26 protein-coding genes are annotated in these 22,676 nt (G+C 63.9%); 10 read left to right on the plus strand and 16 right to left on the minus strand.

Annotated features, from left to right (window positions below; translation table 11 throughout):
* Positions 1-158 precede the first annotated feature (158 nt).
* Complete coding sequence (locus AC1D1Y_RS18045) at positions 159-1,598, plus strand: S41 family peptidase (protein ID WP_477683529.1); 1,440 nt, start codon at positions 159-161, stop codon at positions 1,596-1,598.
* A gap of 110 nt (positions 1,599-1,708) precedes the next feature.
* The gene (locus tag AC1D1Y_RS18050; RefSeq protein ID WP_477683530.1) at positions 1,709-2,464 is read left to right on the plus strand and encodes a HesA/MoeB/ThiF family protein; all 756 of its coding nucleotides are present in this window, start codon (positions 1,709-1,711) and stop codon (positions 2,462-2,464) included.
* A gap of 9 nt (positions 2,465-2,473) precedes the next feature.
* Here AC1D1Y_RS18050 and AC1D1Y_RS18055 read toward each other — a convergent pair whose 3' ends face one another.
* Complete coding sequence (locus AC1D1Y_RS18055) at positions 2,474-4,489, minus strand: AsmA family protein (protein ID WP_477683531.1); 2,016 nt, start codon at positions 4,487-4,489, stop codon at positions 2,474-2,476.
* Between the two features lie 412 nt (positions 4,490-4,901).
* Between AC1D1Y_RS18055 and AC1D1Y_RS18060 the strand changes: the two genes are divergently transcribed.
* The gene (locus AC1D1Y_RS18060) at positions 4,902-5,282 is read left to right on the plus strand and encodes a response regulator (RefSeq protein WP_477652513.1); all 381 of its coding nucleotides are present in this window, start codon (positions 4,902-4,904) and stop codon (positions 5,280-5,282) included.
* Between the two features lie 2 nt (positions 5,283-5,284).
* Here AC1D1Y_RS18060 and AC1D1Y_RS18065 read toward each other — a convergent pair whose 3' ends face one another.
* Entirely contained in the window at positions 5,285-5,917 is a 633-nt protein-coding gene (locus AC1D1Y_RS18065; protein WP_007867910.1) for a response regulator, read from the minus strand.
* A gap of 133 nt (positions 5,918-6,050) precedes the next feature.
* Here AC1D1Y_RS18065 and AC1D1Y_RS18070 point away from each other — a divergent pair, with 133 nt between their 5' ends.
* From AC1D1Y_RS18070 to AC1D1Y_RS18100, 7 genes are all read left to right on the plus strand, one after another.
* On the plus strand, positions 6,051-7,391 hold the full coding sequence (locus AC1D1Y_RS18070) for a sensor histidine kinase (RefSeq protein ID WP_477683532.1): 1,341 nt from the start codon (positions 6,051-6,053) through the stop codon (positions 7,389-7,391).
* A gap of 247 nt (positions 7,392-7,638) precedes the next feature.
* Entirely contained in the window at positions 7,639-7,803 is a 165-nt protein-coding gene (locus AC1D1Y_RS18075) for a DUF1328 domain-containing protein (protein WP_007867921.1), read from the plus strand.
* A gap of 113 nt (positions 7,804-7,916) precedes the next feature.
* Positions 7,917-8,300 carry a hypothetical protein gene (locus AC1D1Y_RS18080; protein ID WP_477683533.1) on the plus strand — a complete coding sequence of 128 codons (384 nt, stop codon included), beginning with the start codon at positions 7,917-7,919 and terminating at the stop codon, positions 8,298-8,300.
* A 30-nt stretch (positions 8,301-8,330) separates the two neighbouring features.
* Complete coding sequence (locus AC1D1Y_RS18085) at positions 8,331-8,696, plus strand: hypothetical protein (protein WP_477652510.1); 366 nt, start codon at positions 8,331-8,333, stop codon at positions 8,694-8,696.
* Positions 8,697-8,718: 22 nt separating this feature from the next.
* Positions 8,719-9,168, plus strand: a complete 450-nt coding sequence (locus AC1D1Y_RS18090; RefSeq protein ID WP_477683534.1) for a hypothetical protein — start codon at positions 8,719-8,721, stop codon at positions 9,166-9,168.
* Positions 9,165-9,725, plus strand: coding sequence for a ferritin-like domain-containing protein (locus tag AC1D1Y_RS18095; RefSeq protein WP_477652508.1), 561 nt, complete (start codon positions 9,165-9,167; stop codon positions 9,723-9,725). The genes AC1D1Y_RS18090 and AC1D1Y_RS18095 overlap by 4 nt, the downstream gene beginning before the upstream one ends.
* 95 nt (positions 9,726-9,820) lie before the next feature.
* Positions 9,821-10,135 carry a BON domain-containing protein gene (locus AC1D1Y_RS18100; protein WP_477683535.1) on the plus strand — a complete coding sequence of 105 codons (315 nt, stop codon included), beginning with the start codon at positions 9,821-9,823 and terminating at the stop codon, positions 10,133-10,135.
* A 108-nt stretch (positions 10,136-10,243) separates the two neighbouring features.
* On the opposite strand, the gene AC1D1Y_RS18105 is transcribed toward AC1D1Y_RS18100, so the two are convergent.
* The 14 genes from AC1D1Y_RS18105 to AC1D1Y_RS18170 all read right to left on the minus strand — a co-directional run.
* Positions 10,244-10,750: a BON domain-containing protein gene (locus AC1D1Y_RS18105; protein ID WP_477683536.1), complete on the minus strand. Its 507-nt coding sequence runs from the start codon at positions 10,748-10,750 to the stop codon at positions 10,244-10,246.
* Positions 10,751-10,906: 156 nt separating this feature from the next.
* Positions 10,907-11,404 carry a thermonuclease family protein gene (locus AC1D1Y_RS18110; protein WP_477683537.1) on the minus strand — a complete coding sequence of 166 codons (498 nt, stop codon included), beginning with the start codon at positions 11,402-11,404 and terminating at the stop codon, positions 10,907-10,909.
* A 116-nt stretch (positions 11,405-11,520) separates the two neighbouring features.
* The gene (locus tag AC1D1Y_RS18115; RefSeq protein WP_477683549.1) at positions 11,521-12,273 is read right to left on the minus strand and encodes a DUF429 domain-containing protein; all 753 of its coding nucleotides are present in this window, start codon (positions 12,271-12,273) and stop codon (positions 11,521-11,523) included.
* An 80-nt stretch (positions 12,274-12,353) separates the two neighbouring features.
* A complete protein-coding gene (locus AC1D1Y_RS18120) occupies positions 12,354-12,776 on the minus strand; it encodes a BLUF domain-containing protein (RefSeq protein ID WP_436157645.1) in 423 nt (140 codons plus the stop codon).
* Positions 12,777-12,778: 2 nt separating this feature from the next.
* Complete coding sequence (gene folE / locus AC1D1Y_RS18125) at positions 12,779-13,501, minus strand: GTP cyclohydrolase I (protein WP_477683538.1); 723 nt, start codon at positions 13,499-13,501, stop codon at positions 12,779-12,781.
* Between the two features lie 133 nt (positions 13,502-13,634).
* A complete protein-coding gene (clsB, locus tag AC1D1Y_RS18130) occupies positions 13,635-14,864 on the minus strand; it encodes a cardiolipin synthase ClsB (protein ID WP_477683539.1) in 1,230 nt (409 codons plus the stop codon).
* 133 nt (positions 14,865-14,997) lie between these two features.
* The gene (nudB, locus tag AC1D1Y_RS18135; RefSeq protein ID WP_477683540.1) at positions 14,998-15,444 is read right to left on the minus strand and encodes a dihydroneopterin triphosphate diphosphatase; all 447 of its coding nucleotides are present in this window, start codon (positions 15,442-15,444) and stop codon (positions 14,998-15,000) included.
* Positions 15,445-15,606: 162 nt separating this feature from the next.
* Positions 15,607-17,412: an aspartate--tRNA ligase gene (gene aspS / locus AC1D1Y_RS18140; protein ID WP_477683541.1), complete on the minus strand. Its 1,806-nt coding sequence runs from the start codon at positions 17,410-17,412 to the stop codon at positions 15,607-15,609.
* 44 nt (positions 17,413-17,456) lie between these two features.
* Complete coding sequence (locus AC1D1Y_RS18145) at positions 17,457-18,098, minus strand: DUF502 domain-containing protein (protein ID WP_477683542.1); 642 nt, start codon at positions 18,096-18,098, stop codon at positions 17,457-17,459.
* Positions 18,098-18,469 (minus strand): FmdB family zinc ribbon protein, encoded by a 372-nt coding sequence (locus AC1D1Y_RS18150; RefSeq protein WP_477683543.1) that lies wholly within the window; start codon positions 18,467-18,469, stop codon positions 18,098-18,100. The genes AC1D1Y_RS18145 and AC1D1Y_RS18150 overlap by 1 nt, the downstream gene beginning before the upstream one ends.
* A 121-nt stretch (positions 18,470-18,590) precedes the next feature.
* Positions 18,591-20,150, minus strand: coding sequence for a ubiquinone biosynthesis regulatory protein kinase UbiB (gene ubiB / locus AC1D1Y_RS18155; RefSeq protein ID WP_477683544.1), 1,560 nt, complete (start codon positions 20,148-20,150; stop codon positions 18,591-18,593).
* Positions 20,147-20,755, minus strand: a complete 609-nt coding sequence (locus AC1D1Y_RS18160) for a ubiquinone biosynthesis accessory factor UbiJ (protein ID WP_477683545.1) — start codon at positions 20,753-20,755, stop codon at positions 20,147-20,149. Before AC1D1Y_RS18160 ends, ubiB begins: the two co-directional genes overlap by 4 nt.
* A gap of 244 nt (positions 20,756-20,999) precedes the next feature.
* Entirely contained in the window at positions 21,000-22,010 is a 1,011-nt protein-coding gene (locus AC1D1Y_RS18165; RefSeq protein WP_477683546.1) for a Tim44 domain-containing protein, read from the minus strand.
* Positions 22,011-22,064: 54 nt separating this feature from the next.
* Positions 22,065-22,676 (minus strand): class I SAM-dependent methyltransferase (locus AC1D1Y_RS18170; protein WP_477683547.1); only part of this gene is annotated, 612 nt, incomplete at its 5' end.

Below are 22,676 nucleotides of genomic sequence, written 5' to 3' on the forward strand. Positions count from 1 at the left end.
TTTTTGTAAAAGTCCTGTAAATAGCCGCCTGTTTCGCCTCTTTTTTCGCACCGCGCCGCACCAGGGACGGAACTGGGGCCCCCGGCCTTTCTCCAAGGTGTATATTGCTTCCCACAGGGGGAACAAGGGTTCCCCAACAGGCTAAAGAAGGTATTTTTATGGGTCAGAAGCTCAAGATAGCAGGCTGGATTTCAATCGGCGCCGTGGCAGGGGCCCTCACCACAGTGCAATTGCAGGCGGTGGCCCGCGCGGGCATCGCCCCGCTGCCACTCGAGGAGCTGCAACAGCTGGCCGCCGTTTTCGGCATGGTCAAGAGCGATTACGTGGAGCCGGTGGACGAGAAAAAGCTCATCACCGACGCGATTTCCGGCATGGTCGCCAGCCTGGATCCGCATTCGGTCTATTTCGACAAGAAGTCCTTCAAGGAATTCCGCGAAGGCACGACCGGCCGCTTTGTCGGCGTCGGCATCGAGATCAGCCAGGAAGACGGCCTGGTCAAGGTGGTCTCGCCGATCGAAGGTTCGCCCGCCGACCGCGCCGGCCTCAAGCCCAACGACCTGATCACACGCATCGACGACACCGCCGTCAAAGGCCTGACGCTCAATGAAGCCGTCAAGAAAATGCGCGGCGAACCCAAAACCAAGGTGCTGCTGACGATCTTCCGCAAGGACGAAAACCGCACCTTCCCGGTCACCATCACGCGGGAAGAAATCCGCACCCAGTCGGTGCGCAGCAAGGTGGTGGAACCCGGCTACGCCTGGATACGCCTGAGCCAGTTCCAGGAGCGCACGGTCGACGACTTCGTGACCAAACTCGAGCAGATCTACAAGCAGGAACCCAACCTCAAGGGCCTGGTGCTCGATTTGCGCAACGACCCGGGCGGCCTGCTGGATGCCGCCGTCGCGGTGTCGGCCGCCTTCCTGCCCGAAAACGTCACCGTGGTGTCCACCAACGGCCAGCTGGCCGAAAGCAAGTTCACCTACAAGGCCTCGCCCGAGTTCTACCAGCGCCGCAACGGCTCCGACCCGCTCAAGCGCCTGCCCGCGGCGCTCAAAACCGTGCCGCTGGTGGTGCTGGTCAACGAAGGCTCGGCTTCGGCCAGCGAAATCGTGGCCGGCGCGCTGCAGGATTACAAGCGCGCCACCATCATGGGCAACCAGACCTTCGGCAAGGGCTCGGTGYAGACCGTGCGTCCGCTGGGCCCTGACACCGGCCTGAAACTCACCACGGCGCGCTACTACACCCCCAGCGGCAAATCCATCCAGGCGCGCGGCATCGTGCCCGACGTGATGGTGGACGACACCGCCGAAGGCAGCCCGTTTGCCGCCCTGCGCACACGCGAAGCCGACCTGGAAAAACACCTCAACAGCGGCCAGGGCGCTGAAGTCAAGGATGCCAACCGGGAAAAAGCCCGCGAAGCAGCCATGAAGCGCCTCGAAGAGGAAGCCAAGAAGACGCCGGAACAACGCCGCCCGCCCGAACTGGGCAGCGACAAGGACTTCCAGCTGGCCCAGGCGATCAACCAGCTCAAGGGCCGCCCTGTGCTGGTCAGCAAGACGGCCGTGGTTGAGCCAAAAAACGAGAAAAAAGAGAACTAAAGCTGTGACGGGATAGCGCCGGAGATGCCGGCCTTTCCCGTTTTGTTTCTCGCGCTCCTCGCTCCTTCCTCCACCGGGCCGCCCTGCCCTCAGGGCAGCCTCTTCCTCCCATGACCGACGACCAGTTGCTCCGCTATTCCCGGCACATCCTGCTCGACGAAATCGGCATCGAAGGCCAGGACAAGCTCCTCAAGGCGCATGTGCTGATCGTCGGGGCCGGCGGGCTGGGCTCGCCGGTGGCGCTCTACCTGGGCAGCGCCGGTGTCGGCCACCTCACCATCGCCGACCATGACCGCGTCGATGCCACCAACCTGCAGCGGCAGGTGGCCCACACCCTGGGCCGCGTCGGCGAATTCAAGGCCGAGTCCGCGCGACAGGCCATCGCGGCCATCAACCCCGACGTCGAGGTCACGCCGGTCACGCAGCGGGCCGAGGGTGCGCTGCTCGACCGCCTGGTCGGCGAGGCCGACCTGGTGCTCGACTGCACCGACAACTTCGCCACCCGCCACGCGATCAACCGCGCCTGCGTGAAGCATCGCAAACCACTGGTCTCGGGCGCRGCCATCCGCTTCGACGGCCAGGTCGCGGTCTTCGACGCGCGCGATGCGCAGTCGCCGTGCTACGCCTGTGTGTTCCCCGAATCGGAGCTGATGGAAGAGGCGCTGTGCGCCACCATGGGTGTGTTCGCGCCGCTGGTCGGCATTATCGGCAGCATGCAGGCGGCCGAGGCCTTGAAGCTGATCTGCGGCGTGGGTGAGGCGCTCACCGGTCGCCTGCTGATGCTGGAAGGAAAACGCATGGAGTGGAGCGAAATGAAGCTGGCACGCAACACCGCTTGCGCGGTTTGCGGCGGCGTTCACGGCTGAGCGCCGCCGTTATTTGACGGCTGGCACGGGCATGCGTGAGCCGGCGCTGGAGGCAGCGGCCTGTTTCAGGATCGCGACGCAATTTTCATCCTGGCCCGGCCCGGTTTCGATGGTCGCAGCCAAAGCCAGCAGCGGATTGACCACGCCCAGCGCCAGCGCGATGCCGGCCCGCCCGGCCAGCGCGCTCTTGTCTGGCCCCGCCGACGGGGCCGCGAAAGTACCGCCTATCTTCAAAGGCGACCTGAAGCTCAGGATGCTGCGGTCCTTGGGCGCCGGGTCCAGGATCAGGTCCAGCGTTTCATCGGCCAGGCTGATGGTGCCGCGCCCGTTGATCACCGTGTCGGTGGTGTCCAGCACGATGGTTTTGGTGCTCATCAGGCCCTGCTTGACCTCAAACGCGGCAGCCGCGCAGCGCAGCTGCACATTGCGGTCGCCGCGCAACAGGAACTTGATGATTTCGCCGCCGTCCAGGCCCATGAATTCAAGCAGGATGTTGCTGATCTCGCCTTTGCCCATCAGCACGGCCACATCGCCGGAGGAAGTGCCCAGCATTTGCGCCAGCGAATTGCCCCTTCCCTTCAAGTCGAACTGGCCGCTGATTTTTCCGAGGCTGCTTTTGCTGGTTTCCACTGCGGGAAAGAGCTGGTTGAGCTGCACCGCGCGCAGGTCCAGCCGCGTCGCGAAGGTCGCGGGCATCACATTGGAATCGATGCGTATGCTGCCGGCCACCGTGCCGCCCGCGATGCCCAGGGAGATCGGCTCCAGTTGCAGCACGCCGGCGTTCAGCTTGACGTGGACGCTGCCCTTGTCGAGCGGGAGGACCTCCACATGCCGGATGTCGGATGCGGAATACACCACATCGGCATTCATGGCCTTGAGCCGGGTGACGTCCAGAGTCGCGACGGGCAGGACTTTTCGCGATGCGCCGCCGGGTGTGCTTCTTTTAGCCGGCACGGGTTCATCCCCGGCTTTGGTCGCCGCTGCTTTCACGGGCGTAGGCCCGGCGGGCGGAGGCAGCCCGATCACCGGCGCCAGATCGGCAAAGTCCAGCAATTTTGACTGCACCTTGCCGGTCAGCAGCGGCACCGCAGCCGACTGGTCGAAACTGAGCGCGCCGCTGAGGTCCGAGCTGCCCAGCGTGCCCTGGATCTGGCTGGCGGCCCAGACCTTGCCGTGCTTGGCAAGCTTGCCGCGCAGCTTGTAAGGGGGTGTGGAAGGCAGCACCACGCCCAGCAGCTTGTAGAGTTCTTCCAGGTTGCGGCCCTGCAGGTCGAAGCTGGCATCCACCCCCGCAAGCTCCGCGAGGTTGGCGATGGTCCCCTTGGCCTTCAAGCTGGTCTTGCCGGCCACCGCGCTCACCTCGATGGGGAAAGGCGCTTCGAGGTCCTTGCTCAGCTGCAGCACACCGCCGGTGCGGCCGCTGGCGCTGAAGGGCTCGTTTTGCCATTTTCCCGTTGCCTTGTAACTCAGCGGCAACTGGCCGGCGGTTTCCTGCGCGAGCGAAAAATCCACATGGATGTTCGCACCCTGCGCCGCCGCCTGGTAATCGACGCTGCCGCCGTCGATCAGAAGGGCATCAATGCGCGGGGTGGCGCCTTCGTCGGAGGTGTCGCGTGACAGCGCCCAAGTCCTGCGTCCGTCGGGTTCCATCTGCAACCCGATCTCCGGCGCGGTCAGCGCAATACGGGGCAACACGACCTTGCCCACCAACAGCGGCAGCAGCTTGATGTCGAATTCGGCCGCCTGCGCTTTGACAAGGTAAGGCTTGTCGGCCCACTCGGGGTTGGCGAACTCCACGCCGTCGGCCCTGACCGTGACGGTGCGCCCCAGATGCACCGACAGGTGCCGCGTAATTTCAAAGCGCCGGCCCAGCTGGTCCGAGACATGGCGGTTGATGGGGCCGCGCAGAACATCCCAGGGAAAAAACACCAGCACCAGGACAAGGACGGCCAGCACGGCGGCAATACCGGCAAGCCATCTTCGCCAAAGGACCGGGGGGGACTGTGTGTCGTTCATGGATGGCATAGAGGGTCAAGCCTGCATCAAAAGGAAGGCGTGAGGCTTGTCATGCAGTGGCCGGGAAGGCGTTGGAAACACTGCCGGACATGCGCCGCCTCCCTGCGTTTGTGGGTGTGATGTCCGCGTCTGGAAACGGCGCAGGGCTCTGTTTTTCCAGGTGCCTTACTATCGATCGGAATCGCACAACGCAACAGTCGGCAGGCGCCACGACACCCTGTGGGCARGTGCCTACAGTGCGCAAACGAGCGTCTAGCGCTTGGGCAAATCGGGGGCGTAGGAGCCCTCCTACAAGTGCTGGCCTTTGCCGCTGGCAGAATGGGCCCTGATAAAAGATACATTAGGAAACAAGAGACTCTCGAATTCTTTGGACTTTCGTAATACTTCGAGAGCCACGCCGCCTCCTACCTGGACCTGAGCAGTGAGACTGAAAACGTACATCGTAGAAGACAATCCCACGATTCGTGAAAACCTGATCGGGACGCTTGAGGAGCTGGCACGCATTGATGCCGTAGGAACCGCAGAAACCGAGAACGAAGGCAAGGCCTGGCTGACGGAAAACAGCGGGGACTGGGATCTGGCGATTGTTGACCTGTTTCTCAAACAGGGGAGCGGCCTGGGCGTGCTGGCCGCCTGCAGGGATCGCCCTTCGCGGCAGAAGGTCGTGGTCCTGAGCAACTACGCCACAGCCGATATCCGCCAGCGTTGCACCCAGCTGGGTGTCGACGCGGTGTTCGACAAATCCAACGAGATCGACGCCCTGGTGGACTATTGCATCCAGCAGAGCGCCGCCGTCGATTGAACTCAGTCGATCAACTTGTTCTTGAGGGCGTAATAAGTCAGGTCGCTGTTGGAGGAAAGGCTCATTTTTTCCATCACGCGTGTGCGGTAAGTGCTCACCGTTTTCACGCTCAGCGACAGCGCCTTGGCAATGTCGCCCGCCGTTTCACCCTTGGCCAGTTTCAGGAACACCTGGAACTCCCGCTCGGACAGCTGCTCGTGCGAGGCCACGTCGTTGGGCCGGTTCAGCTGTTGCGCCAGCAGCTCGGCCACCGCCGGCGTGATGTAGCGTTTTCCCAGCGAGATCACGCGGATGGCGTCGACGATTTCGGAGGGATCGCACTCCTTGTTGAGGTAGCCGCTGGCGCCCTGGCGAATCAGATTGACCGCATAGTGCTCCTCGGGGTAGCCGCTCAGGATCAGAATGCCGACGTCGGGCGCCTTCGCGCGGATCATGGCCAGCGCATCAATACCGCTCTGCCCGGGCATGGACAAATCCATGACGAGGATGTCGAGTTCGACATTGCGAACCAGGTCAATCGCCTCGCGGCCGCTGCCGGCCTCGCCGACGACGCGCAAGTCAACCTGGTCCGAGAAAAACTGCTTGAGCCCCGAACGCACAATGGCGTGGTCGTCCACAATTCCAATTTTGATCATGTCGCTGTCTTCCTTATAAAGCCCGCGCAAGCCGGCGGTGCCGTGAAAGAGAGATGCCTGGAACGGCACCTGCTTTAATTTTCAGCATCCATTATTGACGAATTCTTCATCGAAGTACCAAACGGAGTTTGCCGTGAAACCATTTGCGATACCCAGAATGGCCATCAGCCTGCCTTTGGCGGTGCTGGCTGCCGCCTTCCTCATCTTCATCAATGAGGCGAGTTTTCGCAAGTCTACCGAGGCGGCCGCCAGCATTGAAGAGGCCCAGCTGACCCGCGGCGCCATCAATAAACTTCTGCAGCATATGCTGGACGCAGAAACCGGCCAGCGGGGCTACCTGCTGACGGGTGACGCGCGCTACCTGGAGCCTTACAACGCCGCCCTGGCCGATATCGACGACAACCTGAACGCGCTGCGCCAGCTGTTCACCCCGTACCGGGAGCAGCTCGCGGAATTCGGCCTGATGTCGCGGCATGTCTCGCGCAAGCTCGCTGAAATGGACCTGAGCATCCGCATGCGCAAAGAGGGCAACGAGGACGCCTGGAAATTCGTGCTGACCACCGACGTCGGCAAGGAGCACATGGAGGCCATCCGCCAGCAGTCCGCCAAGCTGGCCGCCGGCAGCGTCAGCAAAATGGAACAGGGGCAAGACCAGATCAGGCGAACGCTGCAGCTGTCGCGCATCGGCGTGGCCACCATGGCGCTGGCGGGCCTGCTGGCGTTCTACATGTACCTGCTGCAGACCAAGGCCTTGCTGGCTTCCGGCCGCCGCGAGCAGGAGTCGCTGCAGCGCGAGCGCGACTTCCTGGAGGTGCAGGTCCGCGAGCGCACCGCCAACTTGGCCGAGCTGGCCACCCACCTGCAGAACGTGCGCGAGGACGAGCGTGGCCACCTCGCGCGCGAACTGCACGATGAATTGGGCGCGCTGCTGACGGCGGCCAAGCTCGACGTGGCCCGTTTGAAGTCGCGCCTGGCGGGCAACCTGCCGGAAGCCGCGGAACGGCTGACGCACCTGACCAACACGCTCAACAGCGGCATCGCGCTCAAGCGCCGCATCGTGGAAGACCTGCGGCCGTCCTCGCTGTCGCACCTGGGCCTGGTGGCATCGCTGGAGATCCTGGCGCGCGAGTTCGAGGAACGCTCGGGACTGTCCATCACCACCGACCTGGAAGCCGTCGAACTCGGCGGCTCCGCGCAATTGACGGTCTATCGCCTGGTGCAGGAGTCGCTGACCAACATGGGCAAATACGCAGAAGCCAAGCAGGCCGAAATCAGCCTGCACAACTTCGACAGCTACATCACTGTCGAGGTCAAGGACAACGGCAAGGGCTTCAAGGTCGGCAGCGTGAGCGCCGGTAGCCATGGGCTGGCCGGCATGCGGCATCGCGTGGAAGCCGCCGGCGGGCGCCTGACGGTCACCAGCACCGAAGGCGAAGGCACCAAAATTTCCGCGGTGCTGCCGAAGACGCTTTGAGCATCGCTGACCCGAAGACGCGTCGATCCCTTTGGTCGGCCGCGGCGGCGACGCGCATACGACGCGCAAAAGCTGCGTAACAAACTGTCGGCCCCCTCCTACAGGGCATGGCCATTCGAACTGACAGAGGCACACGCTGGCAGCCGATGAGGCAAAGCAGGGGCGCTCACTAAGCTTGGCTCAAGGCCTTTTCAAACGAAGCTTCAAACGAAGCATAGGCCGCACACCCACAGCCAAGGAGCCCAAGATGCTGCACTATTCCGTCGTTTTCCTCGTCATCGCGCTGATCGCCGCCGTCTTCGGTTTCGGCGGCATCGCGGCCGGCGCCGTCGAGATCGCCAAGATCCTGTTCTTCATCTTCGCCGTGATGGCCGTGGTGAGTTTTGTTATCAGCCTTCTGCGCAAGAACTGACGGCACCGCGTTTTTCACCGGAGCTTCCCCGCATGAGCCGCGTCACCCGGTGACCCGGCTTTTGTTTTCCCTTCTTCTTTTCACTCCTCCCTTCAACCCGCCAAGGATTTGCCATGAACACCCAGACCGCCGCCAACACCGCACGACAAACCTCCGATGAATTGCTGCAGACCGCCGAGAAAGCCGTGGGCACCACCCGCAGCTACGCCAACGAAGCCCTCGACAAGGCCGAGAACAAGGTGCGCGACCTGCGCGGCAGCGTCGACCCCGTGGTCGACATGCTGGCCTCCAAGGCCCAGCACCTGGCCCGCCAGAGCCTGGACCTCGCCGCTGAAGCCAAGGAACGCGCACAGCGATCGCTGTCCAATGCCGCAGGCGCCACCTCGCGCTACGTCGCCGACCAGCCGCTGCGTTCCGTGCTGATCGCCGCGGCGGTGGGCGCCGGTGTCGCGCTGCTGATTTCCTCGGCACGCCACCGCAACCACGACCGTTATTGAGTCATCGCCGCCACCAAGACCATCCCGCCCATGCTCCACCCTCTTTTCTCCACCATCGTGCAGCGGCCCGACCTGGTCGTGGACCATTTGTCGGCCTACGCGGCGCTGTTCCAGGAAGAAGCTTCCGAAGCCGGCTCGGAGGTGGTGGCGCGCGTGGTGGCCTGGGCCGTGGCGGTTGTGGCGGCCGCTGTCTTCCTGGGCCTGGCCGGCACGGCCGTGATGCTGGGAATGCTGCACAACCAGTTCCACTGGGCGCTGGTGGTGGTGCCGGGCGTCGCACTGGCGATTCTTGTCGTTGCCATGCTGCGGGCGCGCAAGCCTTTCGCCACGGAACGCTTTCCCGAGCTGAAGGCGCAGATCGACAGCGACGCCCGTGCCTTGCGCATGGCCGCGTGAACACCGTACTGAAGACCGCGCCATGACATCGCTCACCCAGCCAACACCGCAGGAAAGACTGGCCAGCAGCCGCAAGGCCATCGTCCGGCACATGAGCCGCGACAAGCTGTCCCACGATGAGCAGGAGCAATCCGGACAGCATGGTGAAGAAGATCCGGAACACGCCGGGGGCGGAAGCTGGGGCTTCATCAAACACGCGCTGGGCGCCTGGTGGCAGCACCACCCCGTGAGCGCCGCGTTCAGCTTGGCGCGGCCGGTGCTCGGCAATTACGCCAGGGAAAAACCCCTGCAGCTGCTGGGCATCGCCGCGGTGGCGGGCGCGGCGGCCGTGGCATTCAAGCCCTGGCGGCTGGTGTCGCTGGGCAGCGTGCTGCTGGCCGCGCTCAAGTCGTCGGAGATCTCCGGCGCCTTGCTGTCGATGCTGTCCAGCCCCGCGCAAGGCAATGAACAGACTCAAAGGACACCCCCATGAACTCCTCCGTCATTTCCAAACTCCCCACAGCGGCTTCTGGCGAACTTGTGCTGGACGAGACCGGCCTGGACGCGGCCCGCAACAGCCTGGCCGACGGCGCCATCACGCCGGCCTACGGGCCGCACCGCGATGCCATCGTAAAACTGCTCAATGACGCGCTCGCGACGGAACTGGTCTGCGTGCTGCGCTACAAGCGCCACTACTTCATGGCCAGCGGCGTGTCGTCTCCGCCCATCGCCGACGAATTCCTGGTGCACGCCAACGAAGAATCCGGGCACGCGGACCGCATCGCCAGGCGCATCGTGCAGCTGGGAGGCGAACCCGATTTCTCACCCGGAACGCTGCTGCAGCGCAGCCACGCGGACTACGACGAATCCAACGACCTGAAGACCATGGTGCGCGTCAACCTGGTCGCCGAGCGCATCGCGGTGGAGACCTACCGCCAGATGATCGCGCTGATCGGCGACAAGGACCCGACGACGCGACGCATGCTCGAAGACGTTCTTGCCGACGAGGAAGAGCACGCCGACGAACTCAAGGACTGGCTGGAGAAATAACCGTTACCGCAGGCCGGTGGGCGTGGTGCCGCCCACCGGCAGGCTTTTTCAACCCTGCACCAAAACCATTGAAATCAACCGAAGAGGAAAACAATATGAAATACGCTCGCGCAATTGCATTCGCCGCTCTGGCAGGCATCACCATCATTGGCAGCGGCTGCGCTGTCGGGCGTGGTCAGGAGTCCGCAGGCGCCTATGTCGACGACGCCGCCATCACGACTTCCGTGAAGGCGAAATTCGTCGAGGACAAAACCGTGGCGGCTTCCTCCATCAAGGTGGAAACGCTCAACGGCACGGTCCAGCTGTCCGGCTTTGCCAAATCCAGTGCGGAAAAATCCCAGGCTGAAAACATTGCCCGCAACGTGAAGAACGTGAAAGCCGTGCGCAACGACATCGTCGTTCGTCCGTAAACGGTTTTGCAAGGCCGGCCGCCCGCGAGGCGGCTGGAAAAAGGCAGGCATGGGATTTCCCATGGCCTGCCTTTTTCGTGTCCGGCGGAATAATGCCGAAAGCCTGGACTAGCCGGCTGCCTTCACCACCAGTTTGTTATCCACCGAGTTGACGCCTTTGACCTCTTTGGCCACGGTGGCGGCTTTTTCACGGGCGGTTTCCGTGGGCGCGGAGCCTTTGAGGGTCACGGCTCCATTGCGGGTGTCCACATTGATCTTGAGCACGCTCAAGTCGGGGTCTTTCGCGAACCCCGCGGTCACGGTTGTCGTGATCGTCAGGTCATCGATTTTTTCCCCGGCCTTGGCGGCCATGTCCTTGCCGGAAGCCTCGGCGCCCTGGGTCGCGTTCTTCACCGCGGCGCCGGCACTGGCCATTTCGCTTTCAGCCTTGGCCTTGGCCCTGGCGGCGGCCTCTTCGGTTTTGGCAATGGCTGAATCGAGTTGCTGGCCGGCGGTTTTCCCGTCATCCTGCTTGTTGCAGGCCGACAGGGCCATCGCCACGGAAAGCGCAACCACGACAGCTACAGGACGGAGGGCATAGCCCGCATGCGAAAGGTTCAAAGGGCTTGGAATCATGATGGCTCCTTGTTGGGAATGTGCGCTGGCCTGGGCTGGTGGTGCGCTGGGAGGATGGCGAAGCAGCGTTCGCGCACATTCACTCTAGTCAGCGGGCTCGCTCCCGCGCATCGGCGCCGGCTGAAATAGCCGTAGGACAAAGGACAGCGAGCGCGGCTAGTGGCAGCTTCCGTGCCGCTTGCGAAACTGCGCCGGATACACAGGCGGCACAGCGTGCGACGGTGAAAAAATTCCCAGCCCCGCGGCCTTGGCGCGCCGCTGCTGTACGGCGTAAGGGCCGGCGCTGCCGCGGCTGCGGTAAGACCAGGCCAGGCCCTGCGCCACCATCCATCCGCCTGTGTCTTCGCCCTTGAGCGTGATCTTCGCCAGCAGGCGGCCATAGTCGTCATGATGCCGGCCGTGCACCGCAACGCGCTGGCCCAGCAGCTTGCGCATGAGCGCGTCGCGGGAGGCGGTGCCGCCGGCCTGGCAGATTTCCGGTGCGTCTATGCCGTTGATGCGAACGCTGATGGGCTTGCCGCCACCGGGCGGCCGCACCCTGACGGTATCGCCGTCGACCACATAGCTGACGACACCGGACCAGGCCGGCGCCGAGGATTTGCCTGGTGAAGAGGCTTGAGCCGGAAGAAGCCATGCGACCAGCAATGCAGCCATGGCAAGGGTGCGTGAAAGGGAAGACATTGTCCGAAGAGGCCCGTGAACTGCGGAAGGAAGGGTCTTGAATATACTGGACAAACAAACAGTACGGTTCGCCCACCTTCGCGCAGATCTCAGGCCGTGACGATCCAGCCTTCGAGCGGGTCCATCTCGAGCGGCAAGCCATAGCGCGGTGCGCCCTGCTGCAAGGCCCAGGCCGCCTGCATCAGGCACAGCACGGCGTCCAGGCTGTCGCCGCTGGCGTCGTCGGCCAGCGCATCGCGCTGGGCATGGCTGACCTTGAGGCGCAGCCCCAGCCGGGTTTGCCCGTTTTCCAGCGCGGTGATCAGGTCTTTGCGCGCGATCAGCCGTTCCGGCGTCTGTTTCGCCTTGTCGTCGCTTTTGTAGGAGCGGCTGCCCAGCACCTCGCGCGCCAGCAGGCCGGGGTAGCCCTCCAGCGCGATGCGGTTCAGGTCACCCTCGTGCAAGCCGGGCAGGTGCACGCCGGCCGCCAGCAGCCGCGGCACGCCGGCGTGCAGCATGTAGGCGACCGGCGGGTTGACCCATTTCATCGACGGGCTGGAACCGGCCGGCCCGTCGGCTGCGCGGTGGGCAAATTTCCGCCCGGCGGGACGCGCGTCGCAAAAGGCGGCAAAGGCGGTGCGGATGTCGGGCCGGCTCAGGGCCGCATAGTGCAGCATCAGCTCCGGCCATTGGCCGGGCCAGCCGAGTTGCTCGACCAGTTCGCGCGGCAGGCCGAAGGGAAAATCAAAAGCACCCAGCCAGGCGGGTTCGCGGCGCAGCCATTGCTCGAAGCCGTCCAGCGACTCGATGCGTTCCAGGCCCGCGAGCAGCACGCGGCCGCCGGCGGCGGAGCCGGTGGCCATCACGATGGGTTTGCGGCGGCTCGGGCTGCTGGAGAAATCGCAGCCCAGAAGCAGCCCTGTCACCGGCGCTGCCGCCAGGCTCAAACGCGCCCGCAGATGGAGGCGGTGGCCATCAGGTCTTCGAGCAACGCGTACGAAACCTTGCCCGAAACGGAATAGGGATCGAGCTCGGCTTTCTCGGAATACTTCAGCAGGATGGAATGATTGAGCTTGGAGAGATTGACCTGGCCCATGGTCCAGCCGCCGAAACGCCGCTCGGAGATTTCCTCGAAGTGCAGCAGCACCACGTCCTTGTGGCGTGCGTCGTGCTGGATATGGCCGAACAGGTCGCTGACCGCCATGCGCCCGCCTTCGATGGCCTGCAGGAAGATGCCGCCGCCGTAGCAAAGGATGCCGGTGATGCCGGTGGCCGGGTTGTGCTGGCGCGACTGCGACAGGATGCCCTCGATGGCTTCGGGGCTGGTGTCGACCGCGCGGCTTGCATAAAGTAAACGTACCAACATCTTTAGCCCTTCTGCGGAATCAGTGCGAGGAATTCGCGGCGCAAGGTCRAGTCCTTCAAGAACACGCCGCGCATCACCGAGTTGATCATCTTGCTGTCCATGTCTTTCACGCCGCGCCAGGCCATGCAGTAATGGCTGGCCTCCATCACGATGGCCAGGCCGTCGGGCTGGGTTTTTTCCATGATGAGGTCGGCCAGTTGCACCACGGCCTCTTCCTGGATTTGCGGGCGGCCCATGACCCATTCGGCCAGGCGCGCATATTTTGAGAGGCCGATCACATTGGTGTGTTCATTGGGCAKSACGCCKATCCAGATCTTGCCGATGACCGGGCAGAARTGGTGGSWGCAGGCGCTGCGCACCGTGATGGGCCCGACGATCATGAGCTCATTGAGGTGCTCGGCATTGGGAAATTCGGTGATCGTGGGGGGCTGCACATAGCGGCCCTTGAACACCTCGTTGAGGTACATCTTGGCCACGCGCCGCGCCGTGTTGTTGGTGTTGTGGTCGCCGGCGGTGTCTATCACCAGGCTGTCGAGCACACCCTGCATCTTGACCTCGACCTCGTCCAGCAGTTTTTCGAGCTCTCCGGGCTGGATGAACTGGGCGATGTTGTCATTGGCGTGAAAGCGCTTGCGCGCCAGGGCGAGCCGTTCGCGGATCTTGACGGAGACAGGCGTACCCTCGCCGGTCGCGTCCTGGGGGGGCGTGTCGGATTTCATAAGCATGCCAGATATTACCAGCCTGACCCTGTGCCGTCTTGTCCGGAATTTGACAGGGTCTTTGGCATTTCTCCCTTTCCACATGGGCACAAGCAGCTATCAATTTGATAGCTGTTAGAGGCAGCGCGGCCTCAAGGCCTCAATAACGCTGGCCGGCCACCAGCAGCGCAAGCCGCACCAGCGCGTAAGCCACCCAGCCCCGCAGGCGCTGGCCCAGGGGGCGGTGGCTGTGGGCGGCCGGCTCCATGCGCCGCCCCTGGGTCAGCATGGCCTCGCGCAGGATGGCCGCCAGCCCTTCGGCAAAGGCCTTGTCCTCGACCACCACATTGGCTTCGCGGGCCAGCAGCAGGCTCAGCGGATCGAGGTTGGACGAACCCACGGTGGCCCAATGCCCGTCCACCACGGCCACCTTGGCATGCAGAAAGCCGGCCTCGTATTCATGGATTTCCACGCCGGCCTCCAGCAAGGCACCGTAGACAGGCCGGGCCGCGTGGTACTGCATGAAGTACTCGTAGCGTCCCTGCAGCAGCAGCGTCACGCGCACGCCGCGCCGCGCGGCCCCGATCAGGGCGCGCCGCAGCTTGCCGCCCGGCAGGAAGTAGGCGTTGGCAATGATGATTTCGCGGTGCGCCTTGCCGATGGCCTTGCGGTAGGCGCGCTCTATGCTGCTGCGGTTGCGCAGGTTGTCGCGCAGCACCAGCGCCGCCCGAGGACCGGTGGCGCCGGCGCTATTGCCTGCGACAGAGGGCTCGGCCTGGGTGCGTCCGCCGTAGCCCGCCGCCTTGAACGTCTCCCACGCCGCGGTCATGTGCCGCTGCCGCGCGCTGTAACCCGCCTGCACGCGCCACCACAGCAGCGCCATGGCATCGGCGGCTTCCCGCGCCAGCGGCCCGGTGGCGGACACGGCGAAATCGACACGCGGCGCCTGAAGCTCGCCATGGTTGGGGTCGTAAAAATCGTCGAGCACATTGATGCCGCCGCAAAATAACGTGTGCTGGTCCACCACGCAGAGCTTGCGATGCAACCTACGCCAGCGCTCCGGAAGCAGCAGGCCCAGGCCGCGCAGGCCCGTCCCCAGGGGCGAATAGACAAACCACTCGACTTTGGCCTCCGCGAATTTTTCTCGCCACTGCGGCGGCAGGGGGTTGGTGCCTATGCCGTCCACCAGCACCTGGACCGTCACGCCGCGGCCGGCCGCGCGCACCAGCGCCTCGGCGACCCCGGCCCCGGCGCCGTGAAAATCGAAAATATAGGTTTCCAGCTGTATCCAGGTCTGCGCCGCGTCAAGTGCCCGGATCAAGGCGGGAAAATATTCCCGCCCGCCTTGCAGCAGTTGCAGCTCGCCGGTCTTGTGAAATGGGTACAGCATGGCCGGTGGCGGTCGTCCTTGCGAGTGGGTGGAGATGGGCGTGAGGTCCAGCCCATTTAAACCGAGCGGCCGGTGTTTGCCAATCCCATGAAACGCCAACTCACAAAGTGTTGCGCCTGCCGCGCCGCGTTGCTCACGCCATGAATGTCGGCAGCAGCAGCACCGCTTCGGCGTTCGAGGGTGAAAAGCACAGGTCGGCGGCCTCGTGGTGCGGCAGCCATCGCCAGGTGGTGTGCTCCGCGGGATTGAGCCTCACCTCGCAGGCATCCGGTACGCACAGGCTGAAGACATGTTCGGTGTTGCGGGTGACGCCGGCTGCGTACCTGTGCCGCCAGACGGGGTAGATCTCATACACATTGGACAAGCCCCAGTCGAGAAACTGCGAGGCAGCGGCTGTGATGCCGGTCTCTTCCAGTACCTCGCGCATCGCTGTTTCCAGCAAGGGCTCATCCACCGTGTCTTTGGACCCCGTGACGCTTTGCCAGAAACCGGGGTTGTCGGCGCGCTCTATCAGCAGCACCTCGCGTTGCGGTGTGTGGATGACCACCAGCACCGATTCGGGGATCTTGAAGGCTTTCAAGCTAGCCCTGAACGCCACACTTTTTCCGCCGAGCCACAGGGCGAACGAAAGGTAAAGCCATAGACCAACAGGGGCCGCGGAACCGGCTTTGCCGGGCCGCAGGCGCAGCGGCCCCCTCGGGGGGCAGGGAACTACACGCAGTGAGAGACCGTGGGGGCCACATTAGACCGGCTGGGGATTGCGCAAGCGGATGTGCAGTTCGCGCAATTGCTTTTCGTCCACCGGGCTGGGCGCATGCGTGAGCAGATCCTGCGCGCGCTGGGTTTTCGGGAAAGCGATCACGTCGCGAATGGACTCGGCGCCCGTCATCATGGTGACGATGCGATCCAGGCCGAAAGCCAGGCCGCCGTGCGGCGGCGCGCCGTACTGCAGCGCGTCCAGCAGGAAGCCGAATTTCTCTTGCGCTTCTTCAGGGCCGATCTTCAGGGCGCTGAACACCTTGCTCTGGACTTCGGCGCGGTGGATACGGACCGAACCGCCGCCCAGCTCCCAGCCGTTGAGCACCATGTCGTAGGCCTTGGCGATGCAGCGGCCGGGGTCGGTGTCCATCCAGTCCTCGTGTCCGKCCTTGGGYGCGGTGAAGGGGTGGTGCACGGCGCTCCAGCGCTGGCCGTCCTCGTCGAATTCGAACATCGGGAAGTCCACTACCCACAGCGGCTTCCAGCCCTTGGTGAAAAGGCCGGTCTTCTTGCCGAAGTCGCTATGGCCGACCTTCAGGCGCAGCGCGCCTATGCTGTCGTTGACGATCTTGGCCTTGTCGGCGCCGAAGAACAGGATGTCGTTGTTCTGCGCGCCGGTGCGCTTGAGGATTTCGGCGATGGCCGCGTCGTGCAGGTTCTTGACGATGGGGCTTTGCAGGCCCTCGCGGCCCTTGCTCACGTCGTTGACCTTGATCCAGGCCAGGCCCTTGGCGCCGTAGATTTTCACGAACTCGGTGTAGCCGTCGATCTCGCCGCGGCTCATCTCGGAGCCGCCGGGAACGCGCAGGGCCACCACGCGGCCGCCCACGGCCGTGGCCGGTGCGCTGAAGACCTTGAAGTCCACGGCGGCCATGACGTCGGTCAGCTCGGTGAATTCCAGGTTCACGCGCAGGTCGGGCTTGTCGGAGCCGAAGCGGTGCATGGCGTCGGCATAGGCCATGACGGGGAACTCGCCCAGGTCTGTGGCCAGCACGGTCTTGAAGATGTTGCTGATCATGCCCTGGAACAGGTCGCGGATGTCCTGTTCGCCCATGAAGGACGTTTCGATATCGATCTGCGTGAATTCGGGCTGGCGGTCGGCGCGCAGGTCTTCGTCGCGGAAGCACTTGGTGATCTGGTAGTAGCGGTCGAAGCCGGCCACCATGAGCAGCTGCTTGAACAGCTGCGGGCTTTGCGGCAGCGCGAAGAACATGCCTTCGTTGACGCGGCTGGGCACCAGGTAATCACGTGCGCCCTCGGGCGTGCTCTTGGTCAGCATCGGGGTCTCGATGTCGATGAAACCGTTGGCGTCGAGGAACTTGCGCGTTTCCATGGACACGCGGTAGCGCAGCATCAGGTTGTTCTGCATGTAGGGGCGGCGCAGGTCCAGCACGCGGTGCGTGAGGCGCGTCGTCTCCGACAGGTTGTCGTCGTCAAGCTGGAAGGGCGGCGTCACGCTGGGGTTCAGCACGATCAGTTCGTGGCACAGCACCTCGACCTTGCCGCTCTTGAGGTTGTCGTTGGTCGTGCCTTCGGGACGGGCCCGCACCACGCCTTTGACCTGCACGCAGAATTCGTTGCGCACGCCTTCGGCGGTCTTGAACATGTCGGCGCGGTCAGGGTCGCAGACCACCTGCACATAACCTTCGCGATCGCGTAGGTCGATGAAGATCACGCCGCCGTGGTCGCGGCGGCGGTTCACCCAGCCGCACAGGCTCACGGTTTGGCCCATGAGGCTCTCGGTCACCAGACCGCAATAGTTGGAACGCATTTGGGAAACGATGGCCATAAAAATACTCGAACTTTCAGCGCCTTTGGGGCAGTTTTCGCCGTTTAAAGGGGAGGGGTCAGGGGCAGGGTCGCGGGCAGCGGCGCAGGTTTTGCGGGCACCACGACACCCATGGAAATCACATAGGTCAGGGCTTCATCGACGCTCATCTTGAGCTCGATGCAATCGCTTTTTTTCAGCATCACGAAGTAGCCGCCGGTGGGGTTGGGCGTGGTCGGGACGTAAACGCTCAGGTAGTCGCCCTGCAGGTGGTTGACGACATCGCCGCCGGGCGTGCCGGTGAGAAAGCCTATGGTCCAGACGCCTTCACGCGGCCATTGCACCAGCAGCGCCTTGCGGAAAGCGTYGCCGTTCTCCGAAAACACCGTGTCGGAGACCTGCTTCACGCTGGAATAAATAGAGCGGACGATGGGAATGCGGCTCAGGAAGGAATTGCCCCAGCGCACCAGCTTTTTGCCGAAGAAGTTGCTGGCAATGGCGCCCATCAGCAGCACGATCAGCAGCGTAAGCAGCACGCCGAAACCCGGGATGTGAAAACCCAGCAGCTTGTCGGGATGCCAGGAGCCCGGCAGGATCAGCAGCGTCTGGTCCAGCGTGCCGACGATCCAGTCGAGCACCCACAGCGTGATCGCCAGGGGAACCAGCACCAGCAGTCCGGCCAGAAGCCATCGGCGGATTGAAGCCATCACGAAGACGATTTGGAGGAAGAATCGCCGGCCGGAGCCTTGGCGGGCGCGGCCGGCGCGGAAGCAGGGGCTGCGGCGGCGCTTGCCGGCGCGGCTGTGCCGGAATCGGCTGGTTTGCTGTCGGCGCCTTTAGCCGCGCCCGTTTCGCCGCTGTCGGTCTTGGGCGCGGGCGCGCCGCCCGTGCTGTTGCCGCCGCGGAAGTCCGTCACGTACCAGCCCGAGCCCTTGAGCTGGAAACCCGCGGCCGTGACCTGCTTCTTGAACGCGGGTGCGCCGCATTGCGGACACACCGTGAGCGGCGCATCGGAGATTTTTTGCAGGACGTCCTTGGCATGCCCACAGGACTCGCATTTATAGGCGTAGATTGGCATAGTGCTTAAGGCTTTGAGAGGGGTATTCCGAGGAATACCCGGGGAAATTCGCCTGGATTGCCCGAAAAAGGCACCCAGATGCAAAGCCTTCAATTATAGGCCGTTGAGGGGCCCGTCAAGCTCAGAACAAGCGGAACCGCAGCACCTGCACGACTTGTATGGTGACCAACGCCAAAACAAAGCCCAGTCCGCCATAAATCACGCTTTGCAGCAGCTTGTTGGTGCGTTTTTGCTCGTACAGCAGTTCCTCGATTTCGCGGCGATGCAGGCCGGGCGGGGATTTAAGGTATTGCGACAGCAGGCGCGGCAGGCCCGGCAGCAGCTTGGCATAGGCCGGCGCCTCGGCCTTGAGCTGCGCCAGCAGTTTTTCGGGGCCCACCTGCTCCAGCATCCATTTTTCGAGAAACGGCTTGGCGGTGCTCCAGAGGTCCAGGTCGGGGTCCAGTTCCCGCCCCAGGCCTTCGATGTTGAGCAGGGTTTTCTGCAGCAGCACCAGTTGGGGCTGGATTTCAACGTGAAAGCGCCGCGAGGTCTGGAACAGCCGCATCAGCACCAGTCCCAGCGAGATTTCCCGCAGGGGCCGGTCGAAATAGGGTTCACAGCAGGCGCGGATGGCGGCTTCCAGCTCGTCGACCCGCGTTTCGGGGGGCACCCAGCCGGACTCGAGGTGCAGCTCGGCCACGCGTTTGTAGTCGCGCTGGAAAAAGGCGCTGAAGTTCTGCGCCAGGTATTCCTTGTCGACCTCGGTCAGCGTGCCCACGATCCCGAAGTCCAGCGAGATGTAACGGCCGAAGGTTGCCGGCGCCAGGCTCACCTGGATGTTGCCCGGGTGCATGTCGGCATGGAAAAAGCCGTCGCGGAACACCTGGGTGAAAAAGATGGTGACGCCGTCGCGCGCCAGTTTTTTCATGTCCACACCGGCATCGCGCAGACGCTGGGCCTGGCTGATGGGAACGCCTTTCATGCGCTCCATCACCATCACGTCGGGCATGCAGAAGTCCCAGACCATCTCGGGGATCATGACCAGGTCAATGTCCTGCATGTTGCGACGCAACTGGGCCGCATTGGCCGCCTCGCGCAGCAGGTCCAGTTCGTCGTGCAGGTATTTATCAAATTCGGCGACCACCTCGCGGGGCTTGAGGCGCTTGCCGTCGGCCGAGGCGCTTTCTATCCAGCCGGCCATCATATGCATCAGCGCCAGGTCTTTTTCAATGGCGGGCAGCATGTTGGGCCGCAGCACCTTGACAGCGACTTCGCGGCCGTTCGGCAGGGTGGCGAAGTGCACCTGGGCGATGGAGGCGCTGGCCACCGGCGTCTGCTCGAAACTCGCAAAAATCCGGTCCAGCGGCCGGCCGAAGGCTTTTTCGATGATGGCGACGGCCACGGCCGATTCGAAGGGCGGCACCCGGTCCTGCAGGCGGGCCAGTTCGTCGGCGATGTCGGGCGGCAGCAGGTCGCGGCGAGTGGACATCACCTGGCCGAACTTGACGAAGATGGGCCCCAGGCTTTCGAGGGCTTCGCGCAGGCGCTCGCCGCGCGGCGCCTTCAGGTTGCGTCCCACTGAAACAATGCGCGTCAGCAGACGTATCCAGGGGCGCTCGAAACTGGACAACACCAGTTCGTCCAGCCCGAACCGCAGCACGGTCCAGACGATGAAGATGCCGCGGAAAAGCCGGGTCACGCAGAAGCCTTCGCGGCAGGGGCGCCCTCGCCTGCCGCCGCGGGGCTTGCGGGGGCCGCCGGGCTGGCAACCCCGGATGACACAGGAGCCGGGGACAGAGGCGTCCTGGCCAGGAACTGCTTGAGTCCTTCAAACAAGCGGCGTCCGGCGTCGGCCACCGCATGCGCGGGTGCATCGCCGATCAGGCGGGACAGGTCTTCTTCGGCATCCCAGCGCAGGTTTTCCGCCAGCCAGCCGAGTTCGGCCGCCAGCTGCACATCGCCTTCGATCTTGACCGGCGGCGGCTTGCCGGCCAGCACGGATTGCATGACCGTCAGGGGCGATTCGGTGGCGACGGCCAGCGTCAGATCCGGCGTGGCGCCGGGTCCCRCCCGGTCCACCAAGCCCGCCGGCGTGACCACCAGGTCGATCGAAAACAGGCCCCAGCGCAGATGCACCACCCGCCCTTTTTGCCGCAGCAGGCGGTCCTGGGCCTGCTTTTCCTGCATCAGGACGTGGTTCAGGAAGAGCACCAGCCGTTGCTGCCCTTCATCGACCACCCAGGTGGGCGGCTGAAAGCGGGTGGCAATGGATTCCAGAAATGAAAAAGGGGTCGTAGTGTTCATACGACCCCGATTTTGCAGGATAAAACGCCCGACGAGGTAAGTAGCCTATTTATCTGCCAGTCGGGGCCGCGGAACCGACTTTGCCGGGCAGCAGGCGCAGCGCCCCTGAGGGGCTGGAGCCCGCGGCTCCAAGCCTGCCTGCGCAGGCTTGGACGGGCGACAGAGGCGAAGCGTCTCGCGAGCCGCGGCCTGCAAGGCCTCGCGAATTACACGAAGTCGAAGACGAAGTGAAAAGCGTGGGGGCTTATTGCAAAGCCTGGACCCCAGCCACCAACCAGCCGCTACCGCCGCTGCGTGGCTTGGTCATGTTCCAGACTTCGCGGAAGGGGCTGGCGCCTGCAGAGGCGTCTTCGCGGATCATGCCGGAGAACTCCACGCTGGCCATGTAGACGTCGCTCAGTTCCTCGATGCCGAGCAGTTGGGCGTCCAGCATCACGACCTCGGTCTTGTTGACCTGGCCGCCGGTGTGCGATTCGCGGTCGGCGAGCTGGGTCTTGATCTGCTCGAGCATGTCGTCGGTCATCATGGCGCGCAGGCTCTGGATGTCGGAGCGGTCCCAGGCATCCTGCAAGGTCRCAAAGTTGGCCTTGCTGGCCTTGAGGAAGCCTTCGGCGTCAAACCCGGCTGGCACGCCCCAGGACTGCGAACCCAGCAGGGCCGAGCCGATCATGGAGCCGCCTGCGGCAGGTGCTGCCGCGTCGTATTTGTTGGCGTCGAAAGCCATGCTGCTGCGCTCCCAGGGGCGCGCGGAGGCATCGTTGCCCACGTTCTCGGGGCTGTAGTTCTTCGGGGTGGTGGCATTGCCAGCGCCCTGGAAGGCGAATGGCGCCTGGCCGGACGCCGCACCGGGCGTCGCGGCTGCCCCACCCTTGAGCCTGCGCATGACAAAACCGATCACCACCATGACCACCAGCGCCAGCAGGGCGAACATGATGATCTGGCCGAAGGCGCCGCCCAGGCCCAGCGACGAAGCCAGCCAGGCCAGGCCCAGGCCCGCGGCCAGGCCGCCCAGCATTGCACCCCAGGGGCGTTTAGGCGCCTGCGCGGGCGCCGCGGCGGGCGTGGCCGGCTTGGCGGCGGAATTGGTGGCCGAGCTGGCGCCGCCCGGCGCCGCCTCACGTTGTGTGACATTGGACGACTGTTTGCCGATCGACTTGCCGCCGGCCAGGCGCTTGGCCTCGGCCGACGTGCCTGCCAGGGCCATGGCCGTGACCAGCACGGTGGAAAGAATCGCGGACCAGATTTTCGTTTTCATATCGTCTCCTTAATCACACTCAACACTTCAATTTCAATTCAGCGGTTCAATGCCTCAGCACTTGATTCCAACATGCAATGCCACCACACCGCCCGACATGTTGTGATAGTCCACATGGCCGAAACCACCTTTGCGCATCAGGGCTTTAAGTTCTTCCTGGCCCGGATGCATGCGGATGGACTCGGCGAGGTACTGGTAGCTTGAGTCGTCGTTGGCCACCAGCTTGCCCAGCCGGGGCAGGACCTTGAAGGAATACCAGTCGTAAATTTTTTCCAGCGGCTTGGCCACCTTGGAAAATTCGAGCACCAGCAGCTTGCCGCCGGGCTTGAGCACGCGGTTCATCTCGCGCAGCGCGTCTTCCTTGTGCGTCATGTTGCGCAGGCCGAAGGCCACGGTCACCACGTCGAAGCTCGCATCGGGGAAAGGCAGGTGCTCCGCGTCGCAGACCAGCGTCGGCAGGTTCACGCCGGCGTCCAGCAGCCGGTTGCGGCCTTCGCGCAGCATGGCCTCGTTGATGTCGGTGTGCACCACMYGCCCGSTSYTGCCCACCTTKKKGGMRAARGCCAGSGCCAGGTCGCCGGTGCCGCCGGCGATGTCCAGCACCTGGTAGCCCTCCTTGACGTTGGCCACCAGCACGGTGTAGGCCTTCCAGGCGCGGTGCAGGCC

Source organism: Polaromonas sp. P1_G1, from assembly GCF_056405595.1.

What these genes read in the sequence shown, in the direction of transcription:
- AC1D1Y_RS18150 (WP_477683543.1), bottom strand. Translation starts at nt 18,469, where the DNA reads ATGCCAATCTACGCCTATAAATGCGAGTCCTGTGGGCATGCCAAGGAC.
- AC1D1Y_RS18065 (WP_007867910.1), bottom strand. Translation starts at nt 5,917, where the DNA reads ATGATCAAAATTGGAATTGTGGACGACCACGCCATTGTGCGTTCGGGG.
- AC1D1Y_RS18090 (WP_477683534.1), top strand. Translation starts at nt 8,719, where the DNA reads ATGACATCGCTCACCCAGCCAACACCGCAGGAAAGACTGGCCAGCAGC.
- clsB (WP_477683539.1), bottom strand. Translation starts at nt 14,864, where the DNA reads ATGCTGTACCCATTTCACAAGACCGGCGAGCTGCAACTGCTGCAAGGC.
- AC1D1Y_RS18080 (WP_477683533.1), top strand. Translation starts at nt 7,917, where the DNA reads ATGAACACCCAGACCGCCGCCAACACCGCACGACAAACCTCCGATGAA.
- AC1D1Y_RS18105 (WP_477683536.1), bottom strand. Translation starts at nt 10,750, where the DNA reads ATGATTCCAAGCCCTTTGAACCTTTCGCATGCGGGCTATGCCCTCCGT.
- AC1D1Y_RS18085 (WP_477652510.1), top strand. Translation starts at nt 8,331, where the DNA reads ATGCTCCACCCTCTTTTCTCCACCATCGTGCAGCGGCCCGACCTGGTC.
- AC1D1Y_RS18095 (WP_477652508.1), top strand. Translation starts at nt 9,165, where the DNA reads ATGAACTCCTCCGTCATTTCCAAACTCCCCACAGCGGCTTCTGGCGAA.
- AC1D1Y_RS18055 (WP_477683531.1), bottom strand. Translation starts at nt 4,489, where the DNA reads ATGCCATCCATGAACGACACACAGTCCCCCCCGGTCCTTTGGCGAAGA.
- AC1D1Y_RS18110 (WP_477683537.1), bottom strand. Translation starts at nt 11,404, where the DNA reads ATGGCTGCATTGCTGGTCGCATGGCTTCTTCCGGCTCAAGCCTCTTCA.
- AC1D1Y_RS18120 (WP_436157645.1), bottom strand. Translation starts at nt 12,776, where the DNA reads ATGTTGGTACGTTTACTTTATGCAAGCCGCGCGGTCGACACCAGCCCC.
- AC1D1Y_RS18115 (WP_477683549.1), bottom strand. Translation starts at nt 12,273, where the DNA reads ATGGCCACCGGCTCCGCCGCCGGCGGCCGCGTGCTGCTCGCGGGCCTG.
- AC1D1Y_RS18075 (WP_007867921.1), top strand. Translation starts at nt 7,639, where the DNA reads ATGCTGCACTATTCCGTCGTTTTCCTCGTCATCGCGCTGATCGCCGCC.
- AC1D1Y_RS18100 (WP_477683535.1), top strand. Translation starts at nt 9,821, where the DNA reads ATGAAATACGCTCGCGCAATTGCATTCGCCGCTCTGGCAGGCATCACC.